This is a genomic window from Pseudomonas sp. FW300-N2F2, assembly GCF_017351655.1.
GTDB classification, from domain to species: domain Bacteria; phylum Pseudomonadota; class Gammaproteobacteria; order Pseudomonadales; family Pseudomonadaceae; genus Aquipseudomonas; species Aquipseudomonas fluorescens_AA.
In genome coordinates, this window is record NZ_JACNDQ010000001.1 from 2,053,112 (window position 1) to 2,076,184 (window position 23,073).

The 23,073-nt window shown below is 55.8% G+C and carries 21 protein-coding genes; 12 read left to right on the top strand and 9 right to left on the bottom strand.

Features of this window, described 5'->3' with window-relative positions; translation table 11 throughout:
- Positions 1-43 precede the first annotated feature (43 nt).
- Both J4E63_RS09250 and J4E63_RS09255 read right to left on the bottom strand, forming a co-directional pair.
- Entirely contained in the window at positions 44-820 is a 777-nt protein-coding gene (locus tag J4E63_RS09250) for an SDR family oxidoreductase (protein WP_013692819.1), read from the bottom strand.
- A 3-nt stretch (positions 821-823) separates the two neighbouring features.
- On the bottom strand, positions 824-1,939 hold the full coding sequence (locus J4E63_RS09255; RefSeq protein WP_060743012.1) for a CapA family protein: 1,116 nt from the start codon (positions 1,937-1,939) through the stop codon (positions 824-826).
- Positions 1,940-2,299: 360 nt separating this feature from the next.
- Between J4E63_RS09255 and J4E63_RS09260 the strand changes: the two genes are divergently transcribed.
- Entirely contained in the window at positions 2,300-3,139 is an 840-nt protein-coding gene (locus J4E63_RS09260; RefSeq protein ID WP_060743011.1) for an SDR family NAD(P)-dependent oxidoreductase, read from the top strand.
- A 52-nt stretch (positions 3,140-3,191) separates the two neighbouring features.
- On the opposite strand, the gene J4E63_RS09265 is transcribed toward J4E63_RS09260, so the two are convergent.
- From J4E63_RS09265 to J4E63_RS09275, 3 genes are read right to left on the bottom strand one after another with little or no spacing between them, the layout of a single operon-like run.
- Positions 3,192-4,364 carry a beta-propeller fold lactonase family protein gene (locus tag J4E63_RS09265; protein ID WP_060743010.1) on the bottom strand — a complete coding sequence of 391 codons (1,173 nt, stop codon included), beginning with the start codon at positions 4,362-4,364 and terminating at the stop codon, positions 3,192-3,194.
- A complete protein-coding gene (locus tag J4E63_RS09270) occupies positions 4,365-4,778 on the bottom strand; it encodes a Zn-ribbon domain-containing OB-fold protein (protein WP_060743009.1) in 414 nt (137 codons plus the stop codon).
- Positions 4,779-4,782: 4 nt separating this feature from the next.
- Complete coding sequence (locus tag J4E63_RS09275) at positions 4,783-5,952, bottom strand: thiolase domain-containing protein (RefSeq protein WP_013692824.1); 1,170 nt, start codon at positions 5,950-5,952, stop codon at positions 4,783-4,785.
- 284 nt (positions 5,953-6,236) lie between these two features.
- Between J4E63_RS09275 and J4E63_RS09280 the strand changes: the two genes are divergently transcribed.
- The 8 genes from J4E63_RS09280 to J4E63_RS09315 all read left to right on the top strand — a co-directional run bounded on the left by J4E63_RS09280 (position 6,237) and on the right by J4E63_RS09315 (position 14,762).
- The gene (locus tag J4E63_RS09280) at positions 6,237-8,348 is read left to right on the top strand and encodes a 3-hydroxyacyl-CoA dehydrogenase NAD-binding domain-containing protein (RefSeq protein ID WP_060743008.1); all 2,112 of its coding nucleotides are present in this window, start codon (positions 6,237-6,239) and stop codon (positions 8,346-8,348) included.
- A 183-nt stretch (positions 8,349-8,531) separates the two neighbouring features.
- Complete coding sequence (locus J4E63_RS09285) at positions 8,532-8,711, top strand: rubredoxin (protein ID WP_343226763.1); 180 nt, start codon at positions 8,532-8,534, stop codon at positions 8,709-8,711.
- A gap of 87 nt (positions 8,712-8,798) precedes the next feature.
- Positions 8,799-10,271, top strand: a complete 1,473-nt coding sequence (locus tag J4E63_RS09290) for an NAD-dependent succinate-semialdehyde dehydrogenase (protein WP_060743007.1) — start codon at positions 8,799-8,801, stop codon at positions 10,269-10,271.
- A gap of 205 nt (positions 10,272-10,476) precedes the next feature.
- On the top strand, positions 10,477-11,637 hold the full coding sequence (locus tag J4E63_RS09295) for an MFS transporter (RefSeq protein WP_060743006.1): 1,161 nt from the start codon (positions 10,477-10,479) through the stop codon (positions 11,635-11,637).
- 462 nt (positions 11,638-12,099) lie between these two features.
- Positions 12,100-12,417 carry an antibiotic biosynthesis monooxygenase family protein gene (locus J4E63_RS09300; RefSeq protein ID WP_060743005.1) on the top strand — a complete coding sequence of 106 codons (318 nt, stop codon included), beginning with the start codon at positions 12,100-12,102 and terminating at the stop codon, positions 12,415-12,417.
- Entirely contained in the window at positions 12,407-12,685 is a 279-nt protein-coding gene (locus J4E63_RS09305; protein ID WP_060743004.1) for a LysR family transcriptional regulator, read from the top strand. The genes J4E63_RS09300 and J4E63_RS09305 overlap by 11 nt, the downstream gene beginning before the upstream one ends.
- 61 nt (positions 12,686-12,746) lie before the next feature.
- Positions 12,747-13,235 carry a cupin domain-containing protein gene (locus J4E63_RS09310; protein WP_060743003.1) on the top strand — a complete coding sequence of 163 codons (489 nt, stop codon included), beginning with the start codon at positions 12,747-12,749 and terminating at the stop codon, positions 13,233-13,235.
- Between the two features lie 498 nt (positions 13,236-13,733).
- Complete coding sequence (locus J4E63_RS09315; RefSeq protein WP_207281711.1) at positions 13,734-14,762, top strand: alpha/beta hydrolase; 1,029 nt, start codon at positions 13,734-13,736, stop codon at positions 14,760-14,762.
- A 167-nt stretch (positions 14,763-14,929) separates the two neighbouring features.
- On the opposite strand, the gene J4E63_RS09320 is transcribed toward J4E63_RS09315, so the two are convergent.
- Positions 14,930-15,835: a LysR family transcriptional regulator gene (locus J4E63_RS09320; protein ID WP_013692832.1), complete on the bottom strand. Its 906-nt coding sequence runs from the start codon at positions 15,833-15,835 to the stop codon at positions 14,930-14,932.
- A 162-nt stretch (positions 15,836-15,997) separates the two neighbouring features.
- A complete protein-coding gene (locus J4E63_RS09325) occupies positions 15,998-17,080 on the bottom strand; it encodes an AbrB family transcriptional regulator (RefSeq protein WP_060743002.1) in 1,083 nt (360 codons plus the stop codon).
- 129 nt (positions 17,081-17,209) lie between these two features.
- On the opposite strand from J4E63_RS09325, the gene J4E63_RS09330 reads away from it, so the two are divergent.
- On the top strand, positions 17,210-18,106 hold the full coding sequence (locus J4E63_RS09330) for a LysR family transcriptional regulator (RefSeq protein ID WP_013692834.1): 897 nt from the start codon (positions 17,210-17,212) through the stop codon (positions 18,104-18,106).
- Positions 18,107-18,141: 35 nt separating this feature from the next.
- On the opposite strand, the gene J4E63_RS09335 is transcribed toward J4E63_RS09330, so the two are convergent.
- Together J4E63_RS09335 and J4E63_RS09340 are read right to left on the bottom strand one after the other, a co-directional pair.
- A complete protein-coding gene (locus tag J4E63_RS09335) occupies positions 18,142-19,335 on the bottom strand; it encodes an MFS transporter (protein ID WP_207281712.1) in 1,194 nt (397 codons plus the stop codon).
- A 252-nt stretch (positions 19,336-19,587) separates the two neighbouring features.
- Complete coding sequence (locus tag J4E63_RS09340) at positions 19,588-20,481, bottom strand: LysR family transcriptional regulator (protein WP_060743001.1); 894 nt, start codon at positions 20,479-20,481, stop codon at positions 19,588-19,590.
- A gap of 189 nt (positions 20,482-20,670) precedes the next feature.
- On the opposite strand from J4E63_RS09340, the gene J4E63_RS09345 reads away from it, so the two are divergent.
- Both J4E63_RS09345 and J4E63_RS09350 read left to right on the top strand, forming a co-directional pair.
- Complete coding sequence (locus tag J4E63_RS09345; RefSeq protein ID WP_060743000.1) at positions 20,671-21,345, top strand: NADPH-dependent F420 reductase; 675 nt, start codon at positions 20,671-20,673, stop codon at positions 21,343-21,345.
- Between the two features lie 16 nt (positions 21,346-21,361).
- The gene (locus J4E63_RS09350; protein WP_060742999.1) at positions 21,362-23,002 is read left to right on the top strand and encodes a GMC family oxidoreductase; all 1,641 of its coding nucleotides are present in this window, start codon (positions 21,362-21,364) and stop codon (positions 23,000-23,002) included.
- Positions 23,003-23,073: the final 71 nt, after the last annotated feature.

The following is a 23,073-nucleotide window of genomic DNA, read 5'->3' on the forward strand; positions in this document are numbered from 1 at the left end:
TTTATTGTTCTTGGGGGGGGGATGAGAGCATATTGCCTGAATGCTAAAGCAATGAACCGATCATGCCGCCATCAACGCTGATGCTCGATCCAGTGATGAAACCCGCCTGTGTGGATGCGAGAAACGCGACCACGCCACAGACCTCGTCTTGCTCCCCCATGCGGCCGAGCGGCGTAAGTTTGCGGCGCGCCTCTGCCTGCTCCGGGGTGTACGCGGCGGTGCCGGTGCGGTGCGATGTGTCGATCAACGCCGGTGCTACGCAATTGACAGTGATGCCGCAAGAGCCCACTTCGTTCGCGAGATGTTTCATGTACGCGGTAACGCCGGCGCGAAAAACGGTTGAAAGGCTATGGTGCGGCATGGGTTGCTTTACTGATGCCGAGGTAATGGCGATGACGCGACCCCATTGCTTCTTGAGCATCTGAGGAACCATTTCCTTGGCTACCTGGATGGTTCCCCAGAGTTGATTTTGATAGGCCTCTTGCCACCGTTCCTCTTCAGTTTCGTCGAGCGTCGCCCGCAGCGGATTGGGGGCTCGTCCCGTGTTCAGGACGAGGATGTCGGTGCCGTTGAATGTAGCGTTCACCGTGTCGGCGAGGCGCTTTACGTCAGCGGCGACGCGCATGTCGCCGGCAATGGCGACTGCACGCACGCCGTGCTTTGCCGTTATTTCCTGGGCGAGGGCGGCCAGTTTGTCCGCCGAGCGTGCAAACAGCACCACGTGAACGCCCTCGGCCGCCAGTGCGTGAGCAATGTTCTTGCCTAAACCTGCGCTGGCGGCGGTTATGACTGCCACTTTTCCGTTGATCTTCAGGTCCATGATTTACTCCGATACGATGATTTCATTGCCTTCAACGCTAAATCGATGTGGCATGTCTTCGGAGGCCCATTCCAAGTAGGAAAGCACTTCATGGAATCGAGGATCGTCGTGATTCAGCACTTCAGGCCGATACCGTGCGTCCATGACCATCGGAAGGAACGAAACTTTTTGTATACCGTTTTTGGTCGCCACTGCTTTGGCGAGCAAGCTCAAGGTACAGGCCTTGCCGTAGGGCATGAAAGGGTATTCGGGGTCGAGGTCCGCGTGATTGCGAACCGCACCGTGGGACCAGGCGGGTTCGTTCCATGAAGGCGCGGGAAACGACTTGGTCATTGCGAACACGCCGAGACTGTAGAAGATGGCTTTGCCCTTATACATCTCGATCGCTTTGGGAATATGCGGTGCGTGACACACCACCATATCTGCACCGGCATCAATGGCAGCATGGGCTACGGTCACCTGGTAATCGGAGATCACGCGTGGCAGCCGGATGACGCCGGAATGAAAAGCCAGGATAACGACGTCTACCTCACCTTTCAGCTTCTTGATGTCCTCGATCAGGTTCGCCAGGTCGCTGGAATCGGGTTCCGTGCGAATGCGAACGGGCTGGTGGGGACCACGTGTTTCATAGGAGGTATCGACCTTGATACTGGACACGCCAGGTTTTTGCGGGCCTGCCTCACTGCCGGCAGGACCGAGCGAGGTATAGCCCATATAACCGACCTTGATCCCGTCGTGTTCAATGATTGCTGGACATCGTGCTTCTTCCAGATCCCGACCTGCGCCTGTCACCTGGATGCCGCGCGAGACAAAGAAGTCCCGGGTATCCACGAGGGCATCCGGGCCGCTGTCGTAGCTGTGATTGTTTGCCAGGGTCACCGCATCGAACCTGCCATTGGTGAAAATAGCAGCCATTTCAACGGGCTGACCGACTTGTGGGGCATGATCTGCGCGCACGGTGCGGTCCGAGTAGGTGCGCATGCAGTTGATGAAGCGCATATCGGCCGAGGCAAGGGTCGGCAGGACGAGCTCTGTGTATCCCTCCACCGGGAAGCCGTCTTTCGGTCCATGCGTGGGTCCGCAGTCCCCGCCGATCAATATGGTGGCGTTCGATGTCATTTTCCCTCCTATTATTTTTGTGGGGAATTTATGGTTCCGATGAATGAAACATATGCTGCTAGTTAGAACTGATAATAGCACTGCGAAAACGGCATGACCACGATTTGTACAGGCATCATGTCGTTGGATAAAGAGTCAGTTTTGATTTTCTTGGTTCTGATGATCGGAACAGGTATCGATAATAAGAACATGTGATAGTATCAATTTCGACTTCCTTCCGGGCGCGGGCGTTACCTGCCTGAGCGTCTCTGTGGCAGGTCGAGGGTCGACGCCTGTTCAGGAAAACGGCGTTGGTGCCAGTCTACTATTTAAAATTATCAGTTAGTTCAATCGCTTACATGAAAATAAGAGAGGGCGGAAATGGCAGGCTCACTGGATCAAACGCAGGGGTACACACCGGCAGGGCGGCTTGCCGGGAAAGTTGCTGTTGTTATTGGTGCTGGACAAAGCCCGGGCGAAGGCATGGGTAACGGTCGAGCGGCGGCCATTCGATTTGCACGTGAAGGGGCGCACGTTCTGGCCGTTGATCGGCAAATCGAGTCCGCTGAGGAAACTGCGGCGATGATCATTCAGGAGGGCGGTTCCGCTGCAGCATTTTCTGCGGATGTGACCCGGGAACATGAGTTGGCCCTTGCCATGCAGATGGCAAAAAAACGTTGGGGGGCCCTGGATGTCCTGCACAACAATGTGGGGGTCAGCCTCGCCGGTGGTGACGCCGACTTGATGGACATCACCGAAGATCAGTTCGATAACATTTGCCGTATCAATCTTCGCGGTACCGTCTTTGCCTGTAAGCACGCAGTAGCACTCATGCGCGAACAAGGGGGCGGGGTTATCGTCAATGTGTCATCCGCGGCGGCATTGGGTAAGTATCCCTACGTTACCTACAAGGCTACAAAAGCGGGTGTCATTGCTTTCACCGAGCAGTTGGCGCTTCAAAATGCTCCTTATGGGATCAGGGCAAACTGCATCCTGCCAGGCTTGATCTCGACGCCGATGGCGGTTGAGGCGCGTATTCAAGCGTGGAACCAGACGCGTGAGCAGGTCAGCGCGGAGCGCAACGCCAAAGTGCCGCTCGGCCGCCAGGGAACCGCTTGGGATGTTGCGAATGCGGCCCTGTTTCTTGCGTCCGATGAAGCCAATTTCATCACTGGTATCTCATTGGCGGTGGACGGCGGCCGGCTGCTCAATCGTATTTAATTGTAGTCCCCCACTGCTGGCAGTGGGGGACCATCGGCGCATTGCCGCTCAATCAACGTAGCCCGACAATACCCATCCAGTACTGAAGTTGATTTCCTGGCGTCTCGACATCGACGCTTCGAGCGTACTTGAGATGCCCGTCATCACCTATCCGGAATATCGACAGTGTCGCGGGCGTTACAGCCAGCCCTTTTTCATCATCGTATGTGGCCAAGGCCTTGATACTCGCCGTGACGAGCAAACGGCCACTGGGATCACAGGCAAATGTTCGGACGTGAAAGGAACGAGTGTCCACATGCTGAACGAGTGTGGGCTCGCCTGTTTCAGGGTTGATAGCGTAGACGGCTATGTTGTTTTCACCTCCGGAGAACACTTGGTGCCCCTGGTCGGAGTGCGTCGCATCTGCGCGATTTACCAGGTAAACAAACTTCCCGTTTGGATGAACATGGATTGCACCGGCGAGTTGTCGCGGGCGCACGTGCTCAGGGGTTCGCAGCGTTCCCCGCGTGAAGGCTGGCTCGGCCTCGATCCGGTCACCGTCATGTCGGAACATGTAGAGACGGTTGGTTCGCTCGTCGGCTGCGTAAAGCCACGGATGCGTCGGATGAAAGTCGACATGCCGCGGGCCGAAGTCATAGCCATGATTCGGCGCAACCACATCGCTCATTTGGAGATGCTCTTCAGTTAGCCGAAATGAACGGAGTGCCCCGGGATCTTCCAGCTTGTCTGTCGTTGCGTTATTGCCGCGGTCAACTACCAGGACTTGTTTGGCGGATGGATAAAACATGACTTGGTGCGGATAGACCCCAAAGTCGGTGTCCGGATCCTGAGCCTGGCAACTGCCAATTGTACGGTCTGCGTTGATGCGGTGCACAGTCAATGAGCCGCGCTTGAAATTGTGGGCATTGACGATAAATCGTCCCAGGGGGTCGATACACAAATGTACCGCTCGGTAGGGAAGTCGCGCAGGTAAGCCGTGAGTGTTGAGTTGCCCGTCAGGTCCCAACGAGTAAGCGCTGACGTGATTGTGATGGGACTCCACCCTCGGGCCACCGTCGCTTGTTGAGACATACAGGAAGCCGCCGGATGGATGAGGCCATGCGTATTGCACCTTTGAGGCCACAGTGACGCTTTCCATCCTGTGGAGCGTTGCGCTGTCTACGTCAATCATATAGCGCGTGATGACATCATCTACGGCGCTGTAGAGTACGGCGCGGCTGCTCATTCAAGCCTCCGAATGGTCAATTGTGAACATGGGAACGGACATGCCGCTTTCTGATTCTTTAAACGCGACCCTGACCCGCTGCCCGATGCGAACACTGTCCAGATCAACATCGACAATATTCGTAAGCATCATCAGTCCCTCGTCAAGGCGCACATAGGCAATGCAGTACGGTGCTGATGCGCCGCGTCTTGTGATGCTGAAGGTGTAGATTGTCCCGGTCCCGCTTGCGGTGATCCATTCGACATTGGTGCTCCAGCAAAACGGGCACAACGCACGAGGATAATGATGCGGTTGATGGCAGGCATTGCAGCTCTTCAAGAGCAGGCGCCCCTCGGCCGCAGCATCGAAATAGGGTTCATCACCGGGGTTCAGGATGGGGTCGCTGATGGGGCGTTCTGTGTAGGGGGTCGACATGTTTTTACTCCCTTTCCATGATGACGGTGGCTGCACCGTGCCGATGACCTATCGCGCCGCCGATGCCGGTGGCGAGGGCTAGCGAACAGTTGGGAACTTGCACCTTTGGATGAGCCTCGCCTCGAAGCTGTCGTACGGCTTCGATTATTTTTGTGATCCCGCCGCGATTGGCGGGATGGTTATTGCACAGGCCGCCGCCATCGGTGTTGAACGGCAACTTGCCGATGCCCGAAATAAGGTTGCCGTCCGACACGAATTTTCCGCCTTCGCCTTTTTTGCAGAATCCCAGGTCTTCAAGTTGTAGGATGACGGTGATGGTGAAGCTGTCATAGATGGAGGCGTACTGGATGTCGGCCGGTGTCACACCCGCCTCTTCGAAGGCTCGAGGGCCGGTCCACGCGGCTCCGGTATAGCTCAAGTCGAGGCGTCCACCCATCTGGTGTTTAGTGGATTCACCGCAGCCAAGTATCCGTACCCGTGGTCTGTTGAGGGCCTTCGCAATCTCCGGGCGGGCAACGATAACTGCGCCGCCGCCGTCGCTCACGACGCAGGAATCGAGACGCCGCAGCGGGTCAGAAATCATCGGCGATGCCAATACATCTTCGACCGAGACCACTTTGCGCAACATCGCCAGAGGGTTGTGTTGCGCATGGTGAGAGGCGGCGACCTTGACCCACGCCAGTTGCTCGCTGGTTGTGCCGTACTCATGCATGTGGCGCATCGCACACATGGCATAGAGGTTCAACGTGACTGGGTTATAGGGCATCTCGAATGGCGCGTCCGGTAGATTGACTCCTCGTACGCGCGCCTGTATCCCAGAGATACCTTCAGAGTTGGGGCGACCAGCCAGTGTAATCAGAGCCACGTTGCATCTGCCCGCTGCTATTGATTCTGCAGCGTGGGCGATATGGGCGAGATAAGAGCATCCTCCCATATCGGTCGAATCGACATGCCTCAGCTTGTCCAGATTCAGGTAGTTGGCCATCGACCATACATTCCCGCCGGGTGCATCGCCCGCGCAGAAATATCCGTCGATGTCATCTTTGCTTAATCCCGCGTCTTCAATTGCCCCTTTCGCCGCCTCCGCATGTAGTTGTGCCACCGAATGGTGGGGGGCCTTGCGTAGGGGGTGCTCATACGCTCCGACGATGTATGCCCTGCCTTTTATTGTCATCTCTAGGGTTTCCTCAGTGCATGAAGATGAAGCTCGAATGTGCTTTCCGGTACCTTCGTTCAGGGGGATCGGTCCAGCGTCAAAGACTAAAGTAGCACAGCAAAAAGTTCCGATCAGTGAAATCCGTGCTGATTATCAAAACTCATGCTACCATCGATTCAACGTTGTTTGGAGCGCAGGATGGCGCTGCACTCAAATTTCCGGGCCAAACCTGGATGCTCATTGGGTGCGAGCGGTCGCGGGGTAGGGGCAGGCCATATTTTTTTTTGAGACAGGAAGATGAGATGAGCGAAAGCCTGATGGTCAGTTACGAAGTCGAAGGTGTTGTGGCCGTAATCACAGTCAACAATCCGCCCGTCAACGCCCTGACTCCCGAGATGAGAGGGAGCATCATTGACGCCGTTACCCATGCGAACGCCGACCCGGCTGTCGCGGCGATCGTGTTGATGGGGGGTGGCCAGAATTTCATCGCGGGTGCTGATATTCGACAGTTCGGCAAGGCGAGAACAATCACTACCAGCATGAGTGCTGCGGCACTCGACGCCAGCGCCAAGCCGACTGTCGCTGCTATTCATGGATATGCGCTGGGAGGCGGTCTCGAGCACGCCCTCGCTTGCCATTACCGGATTGCATTGCCCACAGCCAAGCTCGGATTGCCCGAGGTCGCTCTCGGGCTGATACCAGGAGGCGGCGGTACGCAGCGTTTACCAAGGCTGGTCGGGGCGGCCGTAGCCACCGATTTGCTCGTCTCCAGCCGCCATATCCATGCCCCCGAAGCATTGCAGATCGGGCTTATTTCCCAGATTGTTCCAGGAACACAAAACCAAGAGCTTCGTGACGCTGCCGTAAGGTATGCAAAAGCAGTGGCGCACGCTCAACCGCAGCGCGTACGCGATTTGGCGCTCGAACCGATGGATGCGACAACCATGGATTTGCTGCAAGCGGCACGCCGCGAAGCAGCCAAAAAGTCTCCTCACAACAAGGCGCCTCAGTACGCGATCGATTGTATCGAAGCAGCTTTCAACCTGCCGTTTGATGAGGCTCTAGAGGTTGAGAGCCGCTTGTTTTCTGAGCTGGAGGGTTCTGATGTTGCCAAGGCACTTCGCTACGCATTTTTTGCCGAGCGCGAGGCTGCCAAGGTTCCGGATGCGCCCCCGGGTTTCAAGCCTGCTGGTGTGACGTCCGCTGCTGTGATCGGCGCGGGAACGATGGGCGCCGGTATTGCCATTTGCTTCGCTGATGCAGGCATTGTGGTGAAACTCCTGGAAGCGAGTGCCGAAGCACTGGACAGGGGCCTGCAGCGCATACGTGACATCTACGCCGTAAAGGTCAAGCGCGGACGCATGACTGTGCAAGAAATGGATGCATGCCTTCAGTTTGTCCAGCCTGTCTCTCATTACGAAGAGATCGGCGACTGTGATGTCGTGGTTGAAGCGGTGTTTGAACGGATAGATCTGAAGAAGGATGTGTTCACCAAACTTGATGCGGTGATGAAGCCTGGCGCGCTGTTGCTAACGAACTCTTCCGCGATTGATATCAACGTCATGGCCAACATGACAGGCAGGCCTCAGAGCGTCGCCGGCGCTCATTTCTTCGCTCCCGCGAACGCGATGAAACTGTGCGAAATCGTGAAGGGTGATCAAACCTCGATCGAGACAGTTGTGCGGGCAATGAAGATGGGTCGCGATCTTAAAAAAGTCTGCGCGGTCTCCGGAACGTGCGATGGCTTCGCGGCAAATCGCAGTCGCGCGCCGCTGGTCACGGAAATGATGCTACTGCTTGAGGAGGGAGCACGCCCTGAGCAGATCGACAGGGTCATGGTTGAATTTGGCTATCCAATGGGACCGTTCGCAGTGAGCGATCTGTCCGGTCTCGATGTCAGCTATGACACGCGCAAGCGTCGCGCGGCAGCTGACCCTCAATACAGGAAGCTCCATGTCCCGGATCGGATGGTCGAGCTGGGCCGCAAGGGCCAGAAAAATGGGGCCGGGTGGTATCGCTATGAAGAAGGTGACCGCACACCTCGTCACGATGAAGAAGTGATGCGGATCATCGCGACCGTCGCCCATGAGCTTGGCACGCCTCAGCGTACCTTTACCGACAGTGAAATCCTCAAACGTCTGTTATTTGCCTCGATCAACGAGGCTTGCAAGATCCTGGATGAAGGTAAGGCATATCGAGCCAGTGACATTGATGTCATGTGGTTGTACGGCTTTGGATTTCCTCGCCATCGAGGAGGGCTGCTGTACTGGGCTGACACGATCGGGGCCACGGAAATCCATCTGCAAGTGCAGCAATGGCATGAGCAATACGGCAGGCGTTGGGCACCTAGTCCGCTGCTGTCGAAAGCGGCCAATGAAGGGCTGTCCCTGAGAGAGCTGAAATCAGTCATATGAAAGCAGGGCAATGGCAACCATGGCCGCGTGCGGCCGGTAACAGCTGTTCTGGCAAAGTGAAAGCAACGCCCTGGTTGCTGTCCCCCAAGGGTTACGAAACGCTTCCCATGGTCGGCAAAGGGGCCAACAAGTAGAAAATGAAACGGAAGAAAAATCATGAGCAATGACACGTCCACACAAGCCTTGTCCGAGGGCGAATTCAAAATTTGGCAATGCATTTTATGCGGTTTCATGTATGACGAAGCCGAAGGTATTCCGGAAGAGGGCATACCTGCTGGAACTCGGTGGGAAGATGTTCCCCAGGATTGGATTTGCCCTGAGTGTTCGGCGACGAAGCTGGACTTCGAGATGGTCGAGATTTGATTAATTGCCTTTCCGGCACAGTGTTTTTTCGGTGATTGAGGGCGATATCAACCGAGCCCCTTGGCGCCAAATGTAGAGGGAATTCAGATGTCCATTGAAACCAATAATAATGTCATCGCCGACGCTGATCATCCGCGCGTAGGCCTCTTCATCGACGGTGAATGGATTTTCGACCGCCCCTCTTGCTTTGAAGTGTTGGACCCCAGCACCGAAGCATCGCTCACCAGCGTTCCCGGGGCCACGACCGCTGACCTGAAACGCGTGTTGGCCGCCGCTGAGCGGGGGTTCAAAATCTGGCGGGACACACCACCGGCTGAGCGTAATATCATCATCAGTCGTGCCATCGCAGGCGTGCGTTCACGTTCCGAAGAAATCGCGCAGATCATCACCCGAGAGAACGGCAAATTAATTGCAGATGCGCGTGCGGAGGTGGAGCGTTCGGCGAGCTTCTTCGATTGGGACATGGCACAGGCCCTGCGAGCCTACGGGACCATCGTTCCGGGCGAAGCTCAAATGCAGAAATCGATTCTTCGTCAGCCAATTGGTCCAGTCGCAGCGTTCACGCCTTGGAATGTGCCGCTAAGCGCACCGTCGCGAAAAATCAGCGGTGCACTGTGCGCCGGGTGCTCCATCATTTTGAAAGCCCCAGAAGAAACCCCTGGCGCGGCAGTAGCAATGGTTCAGTGCTTCGAGCGAGCCGGTTTGCCCAAGGGCGTATTGAATCTGGTGTTTGGCAACCCGGCGCTAGTGTCTTCGACCCTGATCGAGTCGCCAGTGACCCGCATGGTGACCTTGACGGGGTCGGTGGCAGTCGGCAAGCACTTGAGCCAACTGGCGGGTGCGGCCATGAAGCCGGTGCTGATGGAGCTCGGCGGCCATGCCCCGGTCATCGTTTGCGAAGGGGTCAATGCCGCGGAAATCGGCAAGATGGCACTCAAGAGCAAAATTCGGATCAACGCTCAGTGGTGCGCTGCGCCAGGTCGCTTCCTGGTACACGAGAGTATCTACGACGAATTCGTAGCGGCGTTTGTGGCAACCGCCGATCAGGTACGTGTGGCCGACGGCATGGATACGAAGGCAGACATCGGACCGGTCACCAGTGTCCGGCGCCTCGCCGCGATGCAGCATTTTGTCGATGACGCATTGGCGCGTGGCGGCAAGGTTGCCGTGGGTGGGCATCGTGTAGGTGAGCGTGGTTATTATTTTGCGCCGACTCTGCTGGTCGACACTCCACTAGATTGCGCCATCATGACCGATGAGCCTTTTGGGCCGGTCGCTGTCGCGGTTCGTTTCTCGACCCTAGATGAGGCCATCGAGATTTCCAACAGTCTATCCGTGGGTTTGGCTGCTTTTGCGTTCACCAATTCACTGGAACAGGCTGAACGATTGAGTCGTGAGCTGGATGTTGGAGTCCTGTCGATTAACCATTTCGGTGCGCCGGATCCTGACACTCCGTTTGGCGGTGTGAAGGACAGTGGTATTGGTAGAGAGGGGGGGCCGTGGAGTCTGGACTCGTACATGGTCAGCAAGACCGTGCTACAGAAAACTGCTCGCGTCTGACTCAGTGCCCCCAGTTTCCGTGACGGGCGTTGGGGGCTTTGGCTTTATCCGATGATCAAGGCCAATCCAGTGACCACTTGAATTCATAGGAGCATTCACTGAGGCAGGCATTTCCTGAAGCTGCTTCCTGCTAATGTCGGACTTTTTTTGATGCGCAAGGCATCAATGCGCTTCGCACGAACGCATCCGATTAAGGAGTTTGCCCATGAGTGCCAATAATGGTCGCCTGCCTATGATCGGGCTACTTGCTCTGTCCACTACAGCGTTTCTCACCATTCTGACCGAGACGATGCCGGCAGCGGTTCTGCCTGCGATGTCGGAGAGCCTTGAGCAGCCCCCCGCTGGTATCGGTTTATTGGTTTCCATCTATGCATTGGCCTCCGCTGCAGCCGCAATCCCCATTGTGGCGCTCACTCGAAGTCTGCCTCGCAAATCCTTGTACATCATGCTCGTGCTGAGCTTTGCAATGGCTAACGGTATTACCGCCATCTCGACGTCTTATGCGCTGACGGTCGCGTCACGGGTGGTGGCTGGCCTGGCCGCAGGAGTTGTCTGGCCGGTCATCTGTGGTTATGCCATCCGCTTGGTCGATCGCAAAGACATGGGACGGGCTGTCGCGATTACCCTGGCGGGGAGTACCGTGGCCATGGTCGCCGGTTTGCCCTTGGGTAGCATGCTGGGTTCATTGCTTGGATGGCGTTTCAGCTATGGATTGCTTTCGCTGCTCGCGCTGCTTGTCATCGTTTGGGTTTTGCTGGTCGTGCCGCCCATGCCGGGAGAGGGGCGCAAGGAAGGCACTTCGATTCATGACGTCATTCGCACCCCGGGGTTGAGAGTGATCTTGCTGTCGGCTTTTTGCGCGATCCTGGCTCATTACACGCTGTACACCTACATGGCGCCGCTTGCGGAAAAAAACAGGCTGTCAGGCGGGACCGCTCAGGGCCTGTTTCTGTTCGGTACGGGTGCCATCCTGGGCGTACTGATCGCCGGACGTTTCGTCGATACAAGGCTGCGGCTCATAGCGACCACCGCGTTGACGTGCACGGCTGTGACGATGGTTGTGCTGATAGCAGCTCCGTATCAAATGATCGCTTCGGCTGCGATATTTGTGTGGGGGGCTTCGTTCGGCGGCATGCCTACTGTTTTTCAATCAGCGACGGGGCGGGTGGCAGAAGATAATGCGGAGGTGGCAACGGCGATATTGACGACCATCTACAACTTGGGGATTTTTGGCGGAGGTGCCGTAGGTGGTTTGCTCCTAAGCTACTTCGGGATAGTAAGTCTCTCGGGGTTTGCGCTGCTCATCGTTAGCGCTTCCCTTGTGGTGGTCATGGGAGGGAGGTGTCACGCCTTTCCACGGCAGTAAATTATTGCGGGATATATCTCCCTGGAAGAGCGCGCGGCGTAGATGCAATCCTCACGACCGCGTTTCATGGCTGCCAAAAGCTCAGTCGGCATTCACCGGATCGCGCCCCGACGATGTTCAAGTGCTGCCATTCTGTTTATCGCGATAGCTCTTAACTCGTTGTTTTCATAGGTGCCTTCTTGATTCGGCGATATCTGTCTTTGCAGGACGTGCCGCTCATGGCTTAGCCACCGTTGTTCAACGGGACTCGTGGTGGCGCAGTTCAAGCACGAGCACTGTTGAGAAAAGCTCATTAGCGTATCAATCAGGTGCCGTATAGCCATGGCGCCATTGCCGGGGCTAGTTTTGTCTCGCTGGTGCAGCAGAAATGCTTTCGTTGGATGCGGGACTTGATTGCGCGCAACACAGGCATTGCACGCAGTTGTCATTTAATTTTATTACCCAAGCAAAGCAGGGCCGGATATGAATATCGCCGCAGTTAATACCTTGGAGATTCGGGTGATCGAAGAGGTTGACCAACACTTTGAACAGCGTTTGAAGGCGTACGCGGAGACCTTTGAAAAAGTACACGGATGCCTGGGGTATAGCGTGATTCGCAGCTCCCGCGATCCTGGTTTGTGGGTCTTCAGTGGCTACTGGAGCGCGGCATCGATGATGACTGAGCACTTTGAAAGTGAGTCGATGACGGCGTTGGTCAATCATTTGGTAACGTCATGTTCCAACCTGACGTTTGCCAGTTTCACGCCCCAAATCGGAAGGGGGCCGCACGATGAAGCTTGATGAAGCGCTATTTACGGCGATCGATCTCAATGCCTTGTTCATTCTCTTGGTGGTCTATCGCGAGCGAGGCGTGACGCGGGCAGCCGAACGACTGAACGTAAAGCAGCCAGCGGTGAGTAATACGCTGGCGAAGCTGCGCGTTCACTTTAAAGACCCCTTGTTCATTCGACGTTCGAGGGAGCTGGTGCCCACGGCCAAGGCCAACGAAATCGTACGGGGGTTGGCGCCGGCATTGATGAGGATCCAGGACGTTATACGCCCCTTGTGAGGATGATCGGCCGTGCCGTCCCTTCCTGTTCAGATAACCCATTCCAAGCAGGATTTTATCGATGAGAATAACGTTTGCCATGTCAATGCTTAGCGTAACCTTGATGGTTTCAAGTTCGTTGCACGCTGCAGAGGAGCCTGACAGCGCGATGCAAATTGTCAGGAACGGGGAGCAACCTTCTGTCCTGGGGTCGTCCAGGAATTTCGTCGGCACCGTCAGGGTTGATCCTTTATTTGCAGCGCGCCCGCCATCAAGGGTTACGGCAGGTGCTGTGACCTTTCAACCAGGGGCCCGATCAGCTTGGCACACTCATCCGGCGGGCCAAAATCTTATCGTCACGGCCGGTGTTGGATGGATTCAGCAAGAAGGGGGGGAGAAAATCGTCATCAAGCCTGGTGATGTGATTTGGACCCCGCCGGGTGTAAAACATTGGCACGGGGCCACGGATACCACTGGCTTGACGCACTTGGCAATTCAAGAGGTACAGGGCGGGAAAAATGTCGAGTGGCTGGAGCCGGTTACTGATGAGCAGTACGGGCATTCGCGATGAAGCCGCCAAGGCATCTGCGGATCAACGCGATATAGTCTGAAACCGGTATGGAAGAATCGACGATTAGGTCTGCATTATTCTGTTACATTGATGCTTGGCGCAGTGGGGCGATGGAGTTTTTTCGTCAATGATTAAAGGTGGGATTTAATGAATCTCCCGTACTCCGTGGGAACTCCCTAAACTGCAGCTAATAAAATCGTCAGCGCACCAGTCCAGGATTGCAGGCAGTCCGGTGTCTATTAATCAATTTTATGCATGACTCCATTCAATTGGATGTGGTGTTTTCCAGACAGCGCCTCGAATACATTGACGTCGACGAATTGATCCTTTGTGGGCTTAGACCTAATGCCATGAAGGGTAGTGCCCGGCGTCAAAGCCCAATGCTCCGTTCAGCGCAGTTGACCAGCTAGATTTGATTCCACTGGCGTTCATCGAGCCTGGGCCAGGCCGCAGTCGTTGTGGATGTCCACACATCGGTTCTTAATTAGGAACAACACCATGAAGAAATTATTTTTTACGCTGGCCCTGCTGGCTAGTTCGTTTACCGCGGTGGCAGCCGATATGTCCAACGGCGCGAACAACTTTTTCAAGAGTGATAAGGTGACTGAGCAGAAGGTATCCTTCAATAATCAGTACCGAATGAAAGTCGTCGGGAACCTGTATGTCCCGAAAAATTTGAATAAGGCCAACAAAAGCCCTGCGATTGTCATTGGCCACCCGATGGGGGCGGTCAAAGAGCAAAGCTCAAATCTTTACGCTCAGAAACTCGCTGAACAAGGCTTTGTGACCCTTGCGATCGATCAATCGTTTTGGGGCGAAAGCGAGGGGCAACCGCGTAACGCCGTGGCGCCGGATATTTACTCCGAAGCGTTCAGCGCAGCGGTCGATTACCTTGGAACCCAGTCGTATATCGATCGCAACCGCATCGGCGTTCTCGGCATCTGTGGTAGCGGCAGTTTTGTCATCAGTGCGGCAAAAATCGACCCTCGGATGAAGGCGATTGCCACCGTCAGTATGTATGACATGGGCGCAGCCAACCGCGACGCGCTCAAGCACTCGCAAACACTTGAACAGCGCAAGCAGATCATCGCAGAGGCGGCTGAGCAGCGTTATGTAGAATTCACGGGTGGGGAAACCAAGTACACCGGCGGTACCGTGCATAAACTGGACGCGAACACCCATCCCATCCAGCGCGAATTCTTCGATTTCTATCGCACGCCTCGTGGTGAGTTCACCCCGGCCGGGTCTTCGCCTGAAGTGACGACGCATCCAACGCTGACCAGCAACGTGAAGTTCATGAACTTCTATCCGTTCAACGATATTACGTCGATTTCGCCTCGTCCTATGCTGTTCATCGCAGGCTCTGAAGCACACTCGCTGGAGTTCAGCCAAGAAGCCTTCAAGCTGGCGGGTGAGCCTAAGGAGTTGTTCATCGTGCCAGGCGCGGGCCACGTGGACTTGTATGATCGGGTGAACCTGATTCCGTTCGACAAGCTGACTTCTTTCTTCCGAACCAACCTGAAGTAACCCATCTTTGAAGCCGCAACTGCCCGGTTTGCATAGGATGTTGTGGCTTCAAGTCTGAACGTAGGTCGTAGTGCGCATCGCTCGACTTGCCCTTGGTGGAACGTTCATCCCTTGAGTCTTCATGGCTCTTTCGGGCCCTGTACGCTGTGCAGGGCCTTTTTTTTCTGTCATGACTCGTGGCGCAACGCGGCGATTAATAAAGCCATAGCCCCGGAGGGTTGCCGACGGCTTGGGTAATAGAGATGAAGTCCTGTCCACAGCGGGCACCAGTCTTTCAGTACCGGAATCAGGTGGCCAGCCTTGACATAGGGCTCAGCGATGTCTTCAGGTACATAAGCGATACCCAAGCCTGCAATGGCTGCATCAAGGCAATCATAAATACTGTTGTAAATCAGCTGACCATCAACCCGCATGTTCAACTGCCGGCCATCTTCCCCGAACTCCCAAGGCCACAATCCACCATGGGTAGGAAGACGCAGGTTTATGCAATTGTGCTGCATCAAGTCTTCGGGCGTCTCTGGTTCAGGGCTGCTGGCGAAGTAGCGCCTGGTCGCTACTGCGGTGAATCGCATGTCAGGACCGATGCGTACGGCGATCATGTCCTGGGCTATCGCCTCACCCAATCGGACGCCCGCATCGAAACGATCTGCTGCGATGTCGATAAGCCCATTGTCCGCGAACAGCTCGACTTTTATTCCAGGGTACTTCGGCAGGAATTTCTTCAACTTTGGGGAGATGATCGATCGGATGGCGTGATCCGATGCGGTGATGCGTACGGTCCCGGTTGGGCTTTCGCCCAGCTCTGACAACGCCAGTAATTCAGCGTCGATCTCTTCGAAGCGGGGACCGACAGTTGCCAGTAACCGTTCACCGGCTTCCGTTGGCGAGACTGAGCGGGAGTTGCGCGCAAGCAAGCGCGTGCCCAGATTTCGCTCCAGTGAGCTGACGGCATGGCTGACCGCGGATTGAGACAGGCCTAGATGTGCTGCTGCTCGAGTAAAACTCTTTTCCCGGGCGACGGCAATAAAGGCCATCAACCCACCAAAGGATTGCTTAAGGATGTCATCTTGCATGGCTTGAATGATCTTCGTGAGTGCGCATGAACAATAACATTCCGGTGCGTGGTGCGTAGAGTTTACGGAGGAGTTTGCTAGCGATGGTGAGCGACAGGGAAGTGTTGCCGAGTAGGAGAAGCCAGCCCTCGGGCATGCGGACATTTGCGGTGTGGCTTAAGCCTATGACGTTATCTGGCGGTGCTCAGACAAGCGAATGATCAGCCGTGCCACAAAAGCCCCTGTCAGGATGACCGCAAACAATCGCAGGGTCTGCATTGCCAGCACCAGTCCCACGTCGGAATGCGTGTCCACCGCGATGATCGCCATCGTGTCGAGCCCGCCCGGGCTGGTGGCCAGGTAAATCGAGAGGAAATCCCTGTCCGATATTGTTGCCAATAGCCAGGCAGATAATGCGCACAGCGCGATCAAAAGCGTGGCACCCATTATCATCGCCGGCAGGCGCCGCCAGACGTACCCAATCGTTGGGCGGTCAAAGCGCAAGCCGACGTAGCAACCCAGTGCGCCATAAGCAGTAGCGAGGAGCCAGTCGGGCAGCGCGATGTGCAACAGGCCGCTGATTTGCAAGGCGCCACCCAGCAGCAACGGCATCAGCAGCGCCCCGGCGGGCACTCGATTGCCCAGTGCAACACCAGCAAGCAGCGTGGCGATGGTCAGGCCTAGATTAAGTAGTCCGAAGCTCTGCGGCTCGACGTTTGTCACGTGCGTTTCGCCGCCTGTCGGTGCCCCGACCCAGTGGCTCACCAGTGCGCCGATCATCACCACGCACACGACTCGTACGTATTGCATGGTGGCGACTACTCGCGAATCGGCACCGTACTCATCCGCCATCGAGACCATCGCCGAGGCAGCGCCTGGAGCCGTTCCCCATGCGGCGGTGCTGGCCGGAATGCCTGCCCATACCAAGGCTAGTCCGACCAGAGCACTGAGGCAAACCGTTGCGGCGGTTGCCAGCAGCATCATCGGCCAGGACTGGGCTATCGAGAGAAGCACTGCCAGCGTCATGGAATGGGCCGCCAGAATGCCAACACAACCTTGGCCCAGCTTGAAGGCGTAGGGATGGAGCTGTATACCCGCACCGAACGTTCCAAACACGATGGCGACCATCATCGGCCCCAGGAACTGGCCGGCTGGCACCCCTAGAAACTTCAGCAACTGACCGGCTGCTCCAGCCACTAGCGCAAGCGCCAACCATTTGAATGGCGCGGGGTAGGCATGTAGAGAAAATCTGGCAGAAGAAGACAAGAGTCGTGCTCCAATCGCTGGTCGCCTTGAGGGCGTGGCATCGCTATCGATGTGCTGATAATTATTGATAGCGTGTTTGATAAAGTCTATTTTCTAATATCGATTGATTGATAACTTTGGTTGATGAATATGGACCTGCGTGACCTTGCCTATTTTGAAGTCATCGCCGAGCTGGGCCATCTGGGCAGGGCCGCACAAAAGCTCAACCGCAGTCAGCCGGCGCTGACTAAAAGCATCCAACGACTTGAGGAGTCTCTAGGTGCCCGGCTGTTCGAACGCGACGGGCGTCGGATCAAGCTGACGGCAGTGGGGGAGTTGCTGAAGGTGCGTGGCAAACAGCTACAGCAGAGCGTTGCCGAAACCCAGCGAGAGATACGTGATGTTGCCAACGGGGTGATGGGCAATATTCGCCTGGGCTGCGCTGCTTCCATGGCTGATCACCTACTCCCGCACCTGACCGCGACTCTGCTTTCACGTGCGCCGCAGATCACCTTGAACCTGGTGATTGGGCAGGACGATTTACTGCGCGAATCACTTTTTTCCGGGCGGCTGGACATGGTGATCTGCCCGCAGTACGAAGCAGATCCTTTGTTGGAATTTCATGCGTTGTTTGACGATGAGGCGGTAGTGGTCGCCAGCCGCAACCACCCGCTGTTTAGCGCAGGTTATGAGTTGCGCGATTTGTGCCAGTACCGTTGGGTGCTGCCGGCCACCGCCGTGCCGGCCCGACGCTGGATAGACAATGCGTTTCAGTCCAGAGACCTGCCTTTGCCTCAAGTGCAGATCGAAACGACTTCGATCTCCTTGCTGCCGCGCCTGATTGGTGAAACCAACCTGCTCAGTTTTCTGGCCCGGGAGACTCTCGAAGACGTAAAGGGTGTGACGCACCTTCGGGAGATCAAGCTCAAGGAAACAACAATGAAACGCACGATTGTCGTTTTCGTGCGAACCGGCGCCTATTTGTCGCCGGCGGCGCAAGTACTGCTGAACGTGCTTAAAGACGATGCACCGCTGTTATTGAGGTAGCGGATGCATAGCGACGGCTTGGGCACAAGAGGCTATCAGGCGGGCGTGGACTGGGTAAGCCGCCCGCCATTCCCAACGACTAGCGCTGCCAGGATGAGCAATACGCTGCCGCCAATCAGCGGGGCTGTTACCGATACATGATCCAGCAAGCTGCCACCGAAAGCGCCTCCGACCATGATCGCCATCTGGATAGCTGCAACCATCAGTCCACCGCCAGTTTCGGGCTCATCGCTTACCTCTTTGGCGAGCCAGGTCGACCAGCATACTGGGATGGCCGAGTACAACATCCCCCAGGCAAACATCATGATGGCGGCGGCTGCGAAACTGTAGCCCAACTCGGCCAGAGCCACCGTCATGACAGCCAACGCCACCGGAAGCCAGCGCAACAATTGGAAGAGGAATTGTTTTTCCAGCAGTCGGCTGACGATGTACGTACCACCGAAACCGGCTATGCCCAGGCTCAACAATAAAACCGACAGTTGAGTGGAGTCGACGCCAGTAACCTGTTCGAGAAATGGCCGAAAATAAGTGAAAGCGGTGAATGTACCACCAAACGTCAGCATGGCGGCCAGCAGACCGAACATGACGTTCCGACGTTTCAGCACCCCGAACAGCCTGGAAAGGGGAATGGTTTTTTCTGGCTGCATTGCGGGCAAGCTTTTGTATTGCCAGATCACGTTAATGATGACAATCGGTACAAGCGCCGCGAACACAAAGCGCCACCCCAGATGACCTCCCACATAGGCCCCAATGGGTGCGGCAAACGCAGCGGCCACTGAGTGGCCCATATAGATCATGCCCAAGGCTTTGGGCACAGCCTCCTCCGGGACTATCCGAAGCACAGTGGCGGTGGACAATGCCCAGAAACCACCGATTGCGACGCCTAGAAAAGCTCTGGCGATCATCAACCAAGTGAAGCCCGGCGCCAAAGCGATGACCACCAGCGAAATGAGCATCAGCAGGGTCATCGAGACCAGGACATGACGTCGATCGAAGCGTCCGGCGATAGAGGCAATGCAAAGACTTGCCACCACCGCAAAGAAGCCGGAAATGGAAATGGCCTGGCCAGCCATGCCTTGTGAGGTGTGAAGGTCGTTGGCGATGGGCGTCAGGAGACTCACTGGCATGAATTCTGCGGCGATCAGCAGAGCGACGCAGAGTGTCAAAGACCCCACGGCGCTCCAGATCCGGCTGTCAATCTGGGCCGTATTCAAAGTTGAGGTAGTCATCGGTGTTCCTGTGAAATAGCCAATACATGACGCCCTCGACAACTAGGGCGCTGGGCGAATGGACGAATAATGAAAGGAAAAATAACCAGGGATCGACCCCAGCGGGCGATGGGACACTGTCTCATCGCGACTTGCTTGAGGCGAAATGATAGGGGGCTAAGGATGATCTGTAATGATCTGAAATCCGAAAGCGCCTATGAATGATGGCGAATAATTCAGATGCGAAAAAGGAAGGGCTCAGAGCACCGTTGACTATTCGGGGTGCCGTAACTCATCGATTAGAACCTGCATCGCCCGAGACTTCTCGCGCTCGCTGGAGTAATAAAGGTGCAGCCCCGGGAATGTTCTCCACCAGGCTTCCATGACAGGGACCAGGGTGCCATCAACCAGATGGGGCTGGGCGATGTCCTCGGGAACATAGGCCAGTCCGAAACCCGATACAGCGGCATCCAAAATCTGATTGATGCCATTGAATACGAGCCTGCCTTTGACTCTCGTATTGATTTCCTGGCCGTCCTTTTCCAGCTCCCACGCGTACAGGCCGCCACGTGTTGGCAGGCGCATATTTATACATTCATGTTCCATGAGGTCTTGAGGTCTGGTCGGCATGGCACGAGACTCCATGTAGGACGGCGCGCCCACTATCACAAAACGCATGTCGGGAGCTATACGAACTGCTTCGATCCCGTTTGCCAACCCGTCCCCGAGCCGGATGCCAAAGTCGAAATGGTCGGCCACGATGTCCGTCAAGCCATAGTCGATAACGACTTCTACACTTATTTGTGGGTATTTCGGCAGGGCTTGCGCCAATTTCGGCCAAAGCACAGTTTCGATGACATGATCGGTTGCCGTGATGCGAATGTTGCCGGCGGGGGTGTCGCCAAATTCAGCCACGGCGATCAGTTCGGTCTCGATTTCCCTCAATCGCGGTTCAACGGTATTGAGCAGACGTTCACCGGCCTCGGTGACGGATACGCTACGGGTCGTCCGAGTGAGAAGACGTACGCCGACCCGAGCCTCCAATCTCTGGATGCTATGACTGAGCATCGATTGAGAGATTCCCAGCTGGGAGGCCGCCCGCGTGAAACTTTGCTCTCGTGCAACTGCAATGAGCGCGAGCAGGTCGCTGTAGTGTTCCTTTGCCATTCATCATTCTCTACGTGGGGGCGAATACTGTATCAGCTCAAGCGCCCGCTCCAAGGATCTATGTTCATGAGCCGGCCATGACAATCGTGGAGGGGATTAATCAATTTTGATCATACCTCTATTCGCCGTCGAGCCTTTCACCCGAACGCCATCCGTGTTTTTAATCCAAAAAATAACAAGAGGCCTTTCATGAAAATCGGAATTCTTGGCTCCGGCCGAATGGGCAGTCATCTGGGCACCATGTTTGCCAGGGTTGGCCATGAGGTTTCCTTCAGTTACTCGCGTAATCAGCAGAAACTTGCCGATCTGGCTGCATCGGCAGGCAAGAATGCACAGGCCAGCACGCCGGCAGAGGCGGCATTCAACGCTGACTTGGTCCTCTTGGCCGTGCATTGGCTTCAAGTGCCTGACGTCCTCAGCCAGGTGGATGACTTGAGCGGCAAAATCGTCGTGACCTGCTGCAATCCTTTAAACGCAGAAGACACCGAGCTTGTCATCGGCCATACGATTTCCGGTGCGGAAACGCTGGCACAGATGATTCCTGAGGCGCATGTCGTTGCGGCCTTCCAGTCGACACCCAGCGAAGTTTTGTTCGATGTATTCGCGGCCAGGGGAGAGGTGCTACGTCCCAGTTTGATCTTCTGTGGCGAGGACGAAGCCAGTAAAGCCACAGTTTCGGATCTTATCAGTCAGGTGGGCTTTGATCCGGTGGACGCTGGGGCTCTGAAGGTCGCCCGTTATATAGAGCCTTTCGCGATGCTCTCCGCAGTGTTGGCTTACGAAACGGACCAGGGGCCCGAATGGGCTTATCGCTTCGAGCGTTTTGACCGGTTGTTCAAAGGCACTTCCCGCGTCGGGAAATAGCGGGAGGAGCGGGTACATGCAGATTTATGATTACATCGTTGTCGGTGCCGGTTCTTCGGGCTGCCCGGTTGCGCGCGGTTTGTCTGACGATCCCCGGAACAACGTCCTGCTTATTGAGGCGGGACCTGCTTCAGATCGTTTCTGGGTCAATACGCCCGCGGGAATGGGCAAGCTCTATTTCAATAAGTCATTGAACTGGAATTTCCGCACCTCGCCAATGGAGAAGCTTCAAGGGCGTCGGATGTACTGGCCTAGGGGCAAATTGCTCGGTGGATCCAGCTCCATCAACGGCATGGTATTCATCCGAGGTCACCAAAAGGATTTTGACGGCTGGCGTGCCTTGGGCAACCCAGGCTGGGGGTATGAAGATGTCTTGCCGTATTTCAAAAAGATGGAGCACTTTGAGCGGGGCGGCGATGAATATCGCGGAGCGAATGGTCCACTATGGATCAGTGATCCGGTCGTTAAAGAAAAGAGTAGCTACGATTTTATAGAAGCCGCTAACCGTATCGGTATCCCGGTGACCGAGGACATGAATGGCGCCTTGCACGATGGCGTAGGTTTCATGCAACACAACATCCAAGACGGGCAACGGATGTCGACTTACCGGGCATTTATCGAGCCTGTCATTGAACGGCCGAACCTGACGGTTCGAACCGGATGCGAGCTGCAGCGCGTTTTATTCGAGGGGCGTACCGCTGTCGGTATAGAGGTTTTGAAGAGTGGCCGTTTGGAGCGTATCTATGCGGCGCGCGAAGTGATTCTGTCAGCAGGCTCGCTGAAGACCCCACAGATGCTGATGTTGTCTGGCATCGGCCCAAGGGCTGAACTGGAAAAACACGCAATTCCCGAAGTTCTGAATTCCCCAGGAGTAGGGCAAAACCTGCAGGATCATTTTTATATTCACACAGCCTTCCGTTGCACCCCAGACAGTTCGTACAACGCCAACCTTGTAGGCCTGCGCAAGTACTGGGAAGGCTTCCGTTACCTGATGACCCGCAAAGGGTATCTTGCCCTTGGCTCTTCCCAGGTCGCGGCGTTTGTTAAAAGTAGCCCGGACGAGGACTACGCTGATCTCCAAATCAGCTTTCGGCCCATGACCTTTCAATACTTTCCCGATGGCACGGTTGACGTTGAAAGGCATCCCGGGCTCGGTGTGTCGGTCTATCAGTTGCGTCCCAGCACCACGGGAACAGTGACGCTGCGCTCAACCAACCCGTCTGACCCGGCCGATTACACGCCAAATTTCCTGAGCAGCGATTACGACGTCAATGCGGTGATCAGTGGTGTGCGCTGGATACGCAAAATCATGAACAGCGAACCCATCAAGTCTCGCGTGGTTTCGGAAGAATTGCCGGGGCTCCACATTCGTACCGATGAAGATATCTACAACTATCTGGTCGAAACCGGCAACTCGGCCCACCACCAGGGCGGCACCTGCAAGATGGGTAACGACGCCATGGCGGTGGTGGACGAACGACTGCGTGTCCGTGGTATCGAGCGTCTGCGGGTGGTGGATGCCTCGATCATGCCATTCATCACGTCGGGCAACACCAATGCGCCGTCCATCATGATTGGTGTGAAAGCCGCCGACCTGATTCGTGAAGATGCAATGGCTCGCCGGGCAAGCAGTTCGCCGGTCGAAACTGTTGGTTGAATCGGCGGGTACCGTGTTGCCACCTGTCACGAAAATGCTCACCGAATAACAACAACTGGAGGCACCAGCAA

Coding starts and splice junctions, on each gene's coding strand:
- J4E63_RS09250 (WP_013692819.1), bottom strand. CDS start 820: ATGGACCTGAAGATCAACGGAAAAGTGGCAGTCATAACCGCCGCCAGC.
- J4E63_RS09255 (WP_060743012.1), bottom strand. CDS start 1,939: ATGACATCGAACGCCACCATATTGATCGGCGGGGACTGCGGACCCACG.
- J4E63_RS09260 (WP_060743011.1), top strand. CDS start 2,300: ATGGCAGGCTCACTGGATCAAACGCAGGGGTACACACCGGCAGGGCGG.
- J4E63_RS09265 (WP_060743010.1), bottom strand. CDS start 4,364: ATGAGCAGCCGCGCCGTACTCTACAGCGCCGTAGATGATGTCATCACG.
- J4E63_RS09270 (WP_060743009.1), bottom strand. CDS start 4,778: ATGTCGACCCCCTACACAGAACGCCCCATCAGCGACCCCATCCTGAAC.
- J4E63_RS09275 (WP_013692824.1), bottom strand. CDS start 5,952: ATGACAATAAAAGGCAGGGCATACATCGTCGGAGCGTATGAGCACCCC.
- J4E63_RS09280 (WP_060743008.1), top strand. CDS start 6,237: ATGAGCGAAAGCCTGATGGTCAGTTACGAAGTCGAAGGTGTTGTGGCC.
- J4E63_RS09290 (WP_060743007.1), top strand. CDS start 8,799: ATGTCCATTGAAACCAATAATAATGTCATCGCCGACGCTGATCATCCG.
- J4E63_RS09295 (WP_060743006.1), top strand. CDS start 10,477: ATGAGTGCCAATAATGGTCGCCTGCCTATGATCGGGCTACTTGCTCTG.
- J4E63_RS09300 (WP_060743005.1), top strand. CDS start 12,100: ATGAATATCGCCGCAGTTAATACCTTGGAGATTCGGGTGATCGAAGAG.
- J4E63_RS09305 (WP_060743004.1), top strand. CDS start 12,407: ATGAAGCTTGATGAAGCGCTATTTACGGCGATCGATCTCAATGCCTTG.
- J4E63_RS09310 (WP_060743003.1), top strand. CDS start 12,747: ATGAGAATAACGTTTGCCATGTCAATGCTTAGCGTAACCTTGATGGTT.
- J4E63_RS09315 (WP_207281711.1), top strand. CDS start 13,734: ATGAAGAAATTATTTTTTACGCTGGCCCTGCTGGCTAGTTCGTTTACC.
- J4E63_RS09320 (WP_013692832.1), bottom strand. CDS start 15,835: ATGCAAGATGACATCCTTAAGCAATCCTTTGGTGGGTTGATGGCCTTT.
- J4E63_RS09330 (WP_013692834.1), top strand. CDS start 17,210: ATGGACCTGCGTGACCTTGCCTATTTTGAAGTCATCGCCGAGCTGGGC.
- J4E63_RS09335 (WP_207281712.1), bottom strand. CDS start 19,335: ATGACTACCTCAACTTTGAATACGGCCCAGATTGACAGCCGGATCTGG.
- J4E63_RS09340 (WP_060743001.1), bottom strand. CDS start 20,481: ATGGCAAAGGAACACTACAGCGACCTGCTCGCGCTCATTGCAGTTGCA.
- J4E63_RS09345 (WP_060743000.1), top strand. CDS start 20,671: ATGAAAATCGGAATTCTTGGCTCCGGCCGAATGGGCAGTCATCTGGGC.
- J4E63_RS09350 (WP_060742999.1), top strand. CDS start 21,362: ATGCAGATTTATGATTACATCGTTGTCGGTGCCGGTTCTTCGGGCTGC.